This window comes from Ilumatobacter sp., from assembly GCF_041688325.1.
In the GTDB taxonomy this organism is placed as follows: domain Bacteria; phylum Actinomycetota; class Acidimicrobiia; order Acidimicrobiales; family Ilumatobacteraceae; genus Ilumatobacter_A.
In genome coordinates this window covers 1-7,034 of the sequence record NZ_JBDNIJ010000143.1, presented here as the reverse complement: position 1 = coordinate 7,034, position 7,034 = coordinate 1, and the positions used below count along the sequence as shown (strand labels likewise).

Annotated in this window: 7 protein-coding genes; 5 read left to right on the top strand and 2 right to left on the bottom strand. The window is 61.5% G+C overall.

What is annotated here, in order from left to right; translation table 11 throughout:
* Both ACH2EI_RS09520 and ACH2EI_RS09515 read right to left on the bottom strand, forming a co-directional pair.
* On the bottom strand, positions 1-559 hold a 559-nt coding region (locus tag ACH2EI_RS09520), incomplete at its 3' end, for a transketolase (RefSeq protein ID WP_395159827.1).
* Positions 556-1,155: a TetR/AcrR family transcriptional regulator gene (locus ACH2EI_RS09515; protein WP_395159825.1), complete on the bottom strand. Its 600-nt coding sequence runs from the start codon at positions 1,153-1,155 to the stop codon at positions 556-558. The genes ACH2EI_RS09515 and ACH2EI_RS09520, both read right to left, overlap by 4 nt.
* Positions 1,156-1,264: 109 nt before the next feature.
* On the opposite strand from ACH2EI_RS09515, the gene ACH2EI_RS09510 reads away from it, so the two are divergent.
* Genes ACH2EI_RS09510 through ACH2EI_RS09490 form a run of 5 tightly spaced genes read left to right on the top strand, consistent with a single transcriptional unit; the run spans position 1,265 to position 6,863 of the window.
* The gene (locus tag ACH2EI_RS09510; protein ID WP_395159823.1) at positions 1,265-2,992 is read left to right on the top strand and encodes an ABC transporter substrate-binding protein; all 1,728 of its coding nucleotides are present in this window, start codon (positions 1,265-1,267) and stop codon (positions 2,990-2,992) included.
* Between the two features lie 7 nt (positions 2,993-2,999).
* Complete coding sequence (locus ACH2EI_RS09505) at positions 3,000-4,013, top strand: ABC transporter permease (RefSeq protein ID WP_395159821.1); 1,014 nt, start codon at positions 3,000-3,002, stop codon at positions 4,011-4,013.
* Positions 4,010-4,876, top strand: coding sequence for an ABC transporter permease (locus ACH2EI_RS09500; RefSeq protein WP_395156585.1), 867 nt, complete (start codon positions 4,010-4,012; stop codon positions 4,874-4,876). Before ACH2EI_RS09505 ends, ACH2EI_RS09500 begins: the two co-directional genes overlap by 4 nt.
* The gene (locus tag ACH2EI_RS09495) at positions 4,873-5,847 is read left to right on the top strand and encodes an ABC transporter ATP-binding protein (RefSeq protein WP_395159819.1); all 975 of its coding nucleotides are present in this window, start codon (positions 4,873-4,875) and stop codon (positions 5,845-5,847) included. The genes ACH2EI_RS09500 and ACH2EI_RS09495 overlap by 4 nt, the downstream gene beginning before the upstream one ends.
* Complete coding sequence (locus ACH2EI_RS09490) at positions 5,844-6,863, top strand: ABC transporter ATP-binding protein (RefSeq protein ID WP_395159817.1); 1,020 nt, start codon at positions 5,844-5,846, stop codon at positions 6,861-6,863. The genes ACH2EI_RS09495 and ACH2EI_RS09490 overlap by 4 nt, the downstream gene beginning before the upstream one ends.
* Positions 6,864-7,034 lie beyond the last annotated feature (171 nt).

Here is a 7,034-nt window from a genome sequence, read left to right as displayed (position 1 = left end):
TCCGGTCAACGATGCCGACAAGGTTGCCTGCGCGGTAGTGGCCGGCCGCCATTGCTGCCTCCCAAACCTGCCCTTCGGCAAGTTCACCGTCTCCGAGCATGCAGTAGGTGAGGTGGTCTCGACCCTGCATGCGGCCAGCCAATGCGATGCCGAGCGAAGCGGAGAGTCCGTGGCCGAGCGAGCCCGACGAGAAGTCGCAGCCGGGGATCTTCTTCATGTCGGGGTGATCACCGAGCGTGCTGCCCATCCGGGTGTACTCATCGAGGATCGCCGGATCGAAATAGCCGAGGTCTGCCAAGATCGGGTACAGCCCAATCGCCGCATGGCCCTTCGAGAGAACAAAGCGATCGCGATCCGCCCATCGTGGCTCAGCCGGATTGATGCGCATCGTCGCGTAGTACAGCGCAGCCAGGAGCTCAGCAGCCGAGAATGTCGAGGCGTAGTGACCTGCTCCTGCTATGCGTGATAGCCGCACGGTTTCGGTTCGAACGAACATCGCGCGGCTGCGTAGCGAGTCGACGAGGTCCTCTCGTTCGGGGGTATCGCGTCGTGGAATCATGGGGTTGCTCCAGTCATGAGTTCGATCTGCTGATCGAGAAGATGGATGACCCGGTCGGTGGTGATGAGCTCGGGATAGATCAGGGCTTGCAGGCCGATGCCATCGATGAATGCCACTAGAAGGTCGGCGAGATCTTCGACCGAAGCGTGGGCTGGGAACTCGCCAGCCTCCTGAGCGGTCGCCACCCGTTCCATGACGCTGGCCCGCCAGGCGTCGTGGTCAGCGTGTTGCATAGTGCGCAGCGTTGGCTGGTTGAGTGCCCGTGCCCAGAAGTTCACGTCGAGTGTCAGCTCGAAGGATCGCTCTTCATCGAGTGGTAGGGCCTCACAGAGGACTTGGCGCAGTGATGTGAGCGGGGGAAGATCCTCGGGCATCGCCTCGATTCGGAGCCGGATGTTGTCGTCGGCTCGTTCAAGTGTCGACCGCAGAATTGCATCCTTATCAACGAAGTAGTGGGCAAGCGTCCCCGGTGAGTATCCGGATTCGTCGGCGATCTTTCGAACCGTCACATTGTCGATTCCGTCTCGGGCGATCACGCGCCAAGCCGCGTCGGACAGCAGTTGGCGGCGTGCTTCGTGGTCGACGATCTTTGGCATGGGGTTCAATTCTGGTTCACGGGAGCGCAGCAATTTGACGCTTGACCCGATTCCGAGGTCTCACTATAGTTGACTGGTCGTCCGAAATAAATAAATCTTGGGGAGTAAAATGGAAAACTTTGGGAATCCTGTCAACACGATCCACAAGGCGCGACGTCCGCGGCGCCAGCTGAGTGGTGCCGTTGCCGCTCTTTGCGCGATCTCGTTGATCGCGGCCGCATGCGGGAGTGACAGTGGAACAGACAGCGGAGGATCGACACCGGCCGGTGACGCAGCGACGAGTGACACTGCTGGAAGCACGAGCTCGGGTGGCGATGCACGCGAGCTGATCATCGCTCGCGACATGGATCTTCAGACACTCGATCCTCAACGCGCCTATTGCGACACCTGCCAGATCTATTTGACCGCCGTGTATGAGACGTTGATTGGGATCGATCCCAACGACCCGAACGTTCAGGTGCCACGGCTCGCCACCGACTGGTCCGCCAACGACGACAGCACCGAGTTCACGTTCAACCTCGACCCCAATGCTGTCTTCGCTGACGGAACGCCGGTGACAAGCGCTGATGTCAAATGGTCATGGGAGCGCCTCGCCAACATCGAAGGACCTGCGTCGTACCTGATGGGCGGATACACGGCCATCGACACACCCGACGACGCCACGGTGATCGTGACCTTCGAGAATCCGAACTCCGCATTTCTTCCCATTGTCTCTGCGAGCTACCTGGGCGTGGTGAACTCCAAGGTTGCCGAGGCCGAGGGAGGGGCAGTCGCAGCTCCGGGAGCGGCAACCGACGATCAGGCGGAGCAATGGTTCCTGAGTAACTCGGCGGGGAGCGGGCCCTACGCTCTAGCGTCATACACCGACGGTGACGCTCTCGTGCTGTCTCGCAACGAGAACTACTGGGGGAGCACGCCGGCAACCTTCCCTAAGGTCACGATGAAGCAGGTGCAAGACTCGACGGCACAGCTCCAGCAGTTGCAGGCCGGCGACGTCGACATCGCCATGCAGATCAGCGTCGATGCGATGGGCCAACTCGAAGGTGATCCGAACATCGTCTCGAACACGGTCGACTCGTATAACTACGTGTACATCGCACTCAGCCCGGGAGCGGTAGGGGCAGAGGGGCTCGTCGACGACAACGTCCGGCAGGCGATCAAGCTAGCGCTCGACTATGACGGCATCCTGGATGTCACCGTTGCGGGCGCCGGGCAGAAGCAGGCATCTCCGATCCCGAACGGATTCATCGGCAGCGCCGATCTCACCCCGCCGGAGCAAAACCTCGAGGAAGCGAAGAAGCTGATGGCTGCATCGGACTTCCCCGAGGGCTTCACCGTCAACGCGATGTACCCGACCGTGAACGTGTACGGCGTTGACTTCGACACCATGATGCAGAAAGTCCAACAGGACCTGAAGGCGATCGGTGTTGAACTCGAACTGCAACCCGTTGAGTTCCCGCAGTGGATCGATCAGATCAACGCCGAGGGAATTCCGGTGACGGCGGTGTACTTCGCTCCCGACCACACCGACTCGAGTCAGTACGTGCAGTACTTCGGCAGCGTCGACGGGTCGTCGTGGGCGACTCGCGCCGGTGGTGGTGCCGCCGGAGCGCAGATCATCGACCCGAATCAGAACGAGTTGCTCGCCCAGGCGCTCGCATCATCAGGCGAAGAGAAGACCAAGCTCTACACCGAACTCGGTCAGTCTATGATGGATGCGAACATCATCGTGCCACTCGTGAACTCGCAACTGGTGCAGGCGTACGCTGCCGACATCACGAACATGCATAACAGCGCGTGTTGCAATCTCGAGCTCAATCTGTTGGGCCTCAAGTGATTGACCTGTGGCCCGCTACGTTCTGAAGCGGCTGGCCATCGCTCCGCTCCTCCTCATCGGCATCGTCACTATTGCGTTTGTGATCTCGCGGCTGATACCGGCGAACCCGCTTGTCTCGATCGTCGGTGAACGCAACATGGGAAATCCGACCGTGGTGGCTGCTGCCGAGGCGCGGTGGGGGCTCGACAAGTCGATTCCTGCGCAGTACGCCAGCTACATGGGCAACCTCGTACGAGGCGATTTCGGTACGTCGTTCCGCACAAAGAGCAGCGTGTGGGATGACCTCACCGAGCGCCTTCCGGCAACCGCAGAGCTCACACTTGCCGCGCTCCTATTCGGGGCCGTGGCTGGTGTGCTGCTCGGGGTGGTGGCCGCCGTCAAGCGCGACCGCGCACTGGACCATCTTGCCCGCCTTTTCGCGTTGACTGGCTCGTCGATTCCCGTGTTCTGGTTGGGCCTCATCCTGCTGTTCGTGTTCTACGCGCGTCTCGGATGGCTCCCCGGACCCGGGCGACTGCCTCCGCGCACCCTCCCTCCACCGCACCTGACCGGTTTCTACACGATCGACTCGCTCGCGGCAGGGAACTTCAGTCTGTTCTGGGACTGTGCGAAACGGCTGATCATGCCGGCGTTCGTCCTCGGTTGGGGGTTGACCGGAATCGTGTCGCGACTCATCCGGGCGTCCATGCTCGACGAACTGTACGCCGACTATGTGCGCACCGCCCGTGCGAAAGGTCTCGCCGAACGCACGGTGATGATCCGCCATGTGCTTCGTAATGCGCTCCTCCCAACGATCACGATTATCGGGCTGTCGTTCGGTGCGTTACTGACAGGTGCAGTCCTGACTGAGACGATCTTCTCGTGGAACGGCATTGGCTCGTACGCCGTCGAGGCGACACGAACGCTCGACTACCCAGCGATCAACGGTGTCTGTATTCTCGGAGGCGCCATCTTCATCCTGACCAGCCTTGTGACCGACGTGATGTACGCCGTCGTAGACCCGAAGATCCGGCTGTCATGACGGTTGTGCTCGAAGCAGTCACCGTCTCACTCGTCCCGACTCGTCACCCGTTCCTTCGTGCACTGCGGCGACCACAGTTCGCCATCGGGCTCGGTGTGCTCGCCTTCTGGATCTTGATGATCATCACCGTGAGTTGGTGGGCGCCGTACGGACCGCTCGAACAAGCCGGCGACCGACTCCAGTCACCGAACTCATCACATTGGCTCGGCACGGACACGCTCGGGCGCGACGTGCTCACTCGCACGCTCTACGGTGCCCGCTACTCGCTTCCAACCGCAGCTGCGGTTATCGCGTTCACGGTCGTAATCGGTTCGTCGTTAGGTGCACTCGCCGGTTTCCGCGGCGGTTGGATCGACACCGTCATCATGCGATTCAGTGATGTGGTGCTCGCTTTCCCACCCATTCTGCTCGCCATGGCGGTTGCCGCCGCCCTCGGCCCTGGCCTTCGCAACACCGTGCTTGCGTTGATCGTGGTGTGGTGGCCGATCTACGCCAGGCTTCTTCGGGGGCAGGTGATCTCCATCCGACATCGCGAGCACATCGAAGCAGCGGTATCCGTTGGCGTGCCGAAGCGTCGCATTTTGCGGCGCCACATCCTGCCGCTGGCGACCACCCCTGTTCTGATCAACGCCACGATGGACTTCGGCCAGGTCGTCCTGCTGACAGCGTCATTGAGCTTCCTCGGCCTCGGTGCGGTGCCGCCAACGCCCGAATGGGGCGTGTTGATCGATGAAGGCTCGCGAAACTTCTATCAGTGGTGGATCGCACTCGCGCCCGGTGCGGCGATTCTGAGCGTTGTTCTCGCCTTCAACTTCTTAGGCGATTCGCTCCGCGATGTCTTCGATCCGCGAGGACGCCCGTGAGTGAACCGCTGTTAGAACTCAACGACCTGCACGTCACGTTCCCGGTGTCGAGTGGCGCGATCAAGGCGGTTCGCGGCCTGGATCTCACGGTGCACGCCGGCGAGGTGGTCGGAATCGTCGGCGAATCCGGTTCCGGAAAAAGTGCCAGCATGCTGTCCGTTCTCGGATTGCACGGACCGGCAGCCCAGGTCTCGGGATCGGTGCGGTTTCGGGGACGTGAACTCATCGGAGCGCCTGCGGCTGAGCTGCGTCACCTCCGCGGCGGCCGAATCGGCATGATTTTCCAAGATCCGATGACGTCGCTCAACCCGGCGCTCACGATCGGGCGCCAGCTCAGCGAGGCAGTGATCGTGCACCAAAAGGGTTCCAAGCGAACGGCTGGAGAACGGGCCATCGAGTTGCTGGACATGGTGTCGATGCCGAACCCCAAGGCACGGGTACGTTCGTACCCGCACGAACTGTCCGGCGGTATGCGCCAGCGGGTGATGATTGCCATGGCGATGGCAAACGACCCCGATCTCCTCATCGCCGACGAGCCAACGACGGCGCTCGACGTGACGACGCAAGCCCAGATCCTCGACGTTCTCAGACGAATCCGCACAGAGCGACACCTCGCCATCGCGATTATCACGCACGACCTCGGCATTGTGGCCGGCATCGCCGACACTGTCAACGTGATGTACGCAGGTCGCATCGTCGAGCGGGGAGCGGTCGAGGACGTCTTCTATCGCCACGAGCACCCGTACACGAGTGGATTACTGGCCTGCTTGCCTCGTCTGGATTCCCGTTCGGAACTCGTCCCGATCGGTGGCGCCCCGCCAGCGCTCGATGCGCTGCCTCCCGGTTGCGCATTCCAGGATCGCTGCCCCCATGTCTCCTTGGAATGCATGTCGGCTGACGTGCAGCTCGCACCTGTTGGTGCCACCGAAGCAGCTTGCGTGAACGCTCCGATCCGGGGAGCAGCGCGATGACCGAACCACTTCTGCAAGTGAGTCATCTGGTCAAGGAATTCGGCACGAGGGGTTCCCTGCTGCGTGGTTCGAAACAGGTGGTTCAAGCGGTATCGGATGTGTCGTTCGTTCTCCAACGGGGCGAAACGCTCAGCATCGTCGGCGAATCGGGATGCGGCAAGAGCACCACCGCTCGCTGCGTGATGCAGATCTTGTCGCCGACATCGGGATCAGTCCAGTTCGACGGTCAGGAGTTGACGGAACTCCCCGACGAGGACCTCCGACGACTACGGCGACGGTTCCAGATGGTATTCCAAGACCCGCAGGCGTCGCTGAACCCCCGCATGACAGTGCGCCAGATTTTGTCCGAACCGCTCGAAGTGCATGATGCCGACCAGGCGGCAATCCGCCCGCGAGTCGACGAGTTGATGCAACTGGTGCAGCTCCGAGCAGGAGATCTTGATCGTTACGCCCACCAGTTCTCCGGTGGGCAACGCCAGCGGATCGGCATCGCCAGAGCCCTCGCCCTGTCGCCGGACATGATTGCGCTCGACGAGCCAGTGTCGGCACTCGACGTTAGCATCCAAGCCGAGATCATCCGGCTGCTCGAAAGCCTGCGCGACGAACTTGGCCTGGCCTACCTCTTCATCGCGCACGACCTGTCGGTCGTCCGGCACCTCAGTGACCGGGTCGCCGTGATGTACCTCGGCAAGATCGTTGAATCCGGAACCAACGAAGAGGTCTACGAGCGCTCCTCCCACCCGTACACGCAAGCGCTTCTCGCTGCGGCACCGATTCCGGACCCGATCCTCGAGCGACAACGATCGAGGATCATCATTGAGGGAGAGGTCCCGAGTCCGCTCGATCCACCGTCGGGCTGCCGATTCCGGACTCGATGTTGGAAGGCGACGCAACGTTGCGCTGAGGAAGAACCGCTCCTCACTGATCCTGGAGTCGGTCATCTGGTTGCCTGTCACCATCCGGAAGAAGTGAACGTCGTCCAACGATCCGTCACCGACCCTCAGGAGCATTCATGACCCCCCCATCATCAACTGCCGACACATCGAAGCTCGGCATCGACAAGCAATGGCGTCAGCGGGCCGCCGCGGTCATTCCCGCCGGTATGTATGGTCATCAGAGCGCCAACTCGCTGCCTGATGCGTATCCCCAATTTCTGGCGCGAGGCGAAGGCTGCCACGTGTGGGACG

Bases quoted from the DNA above. Each gene is read 5' to 3' on its own strand.
- ACH2EI_RS09515 (WP_395159825.1), bottom strand. From the start codon at position 1,155: ATGCCAAAGATCGTCGACCACGAAGCACGCCGCCAACTGCTGTCCGAC.
- ACH2EI_RS09510 (WP_395159823.1), top strand. From the start codon at position 1,265: ATGGAAAACTTTGGGAATCCTGTCAACACGATCCACAAGGCGCGACGT.
- ACH2EI_RS09500 (WP_395156585.1), top strand. From the start codon at position 4,010: ATGACGGTTGTGCTCGAAGCAGTCACCGTCTCACTCGTCCCGACTCGT.
- ACH2EI_RS09490 (WP_395159817.1), top strand. From the start codon at position 5,844: ATGACCGAACCACTTCTGCAAGTGAGTCATCTGGTCAAGGAATTCGGC.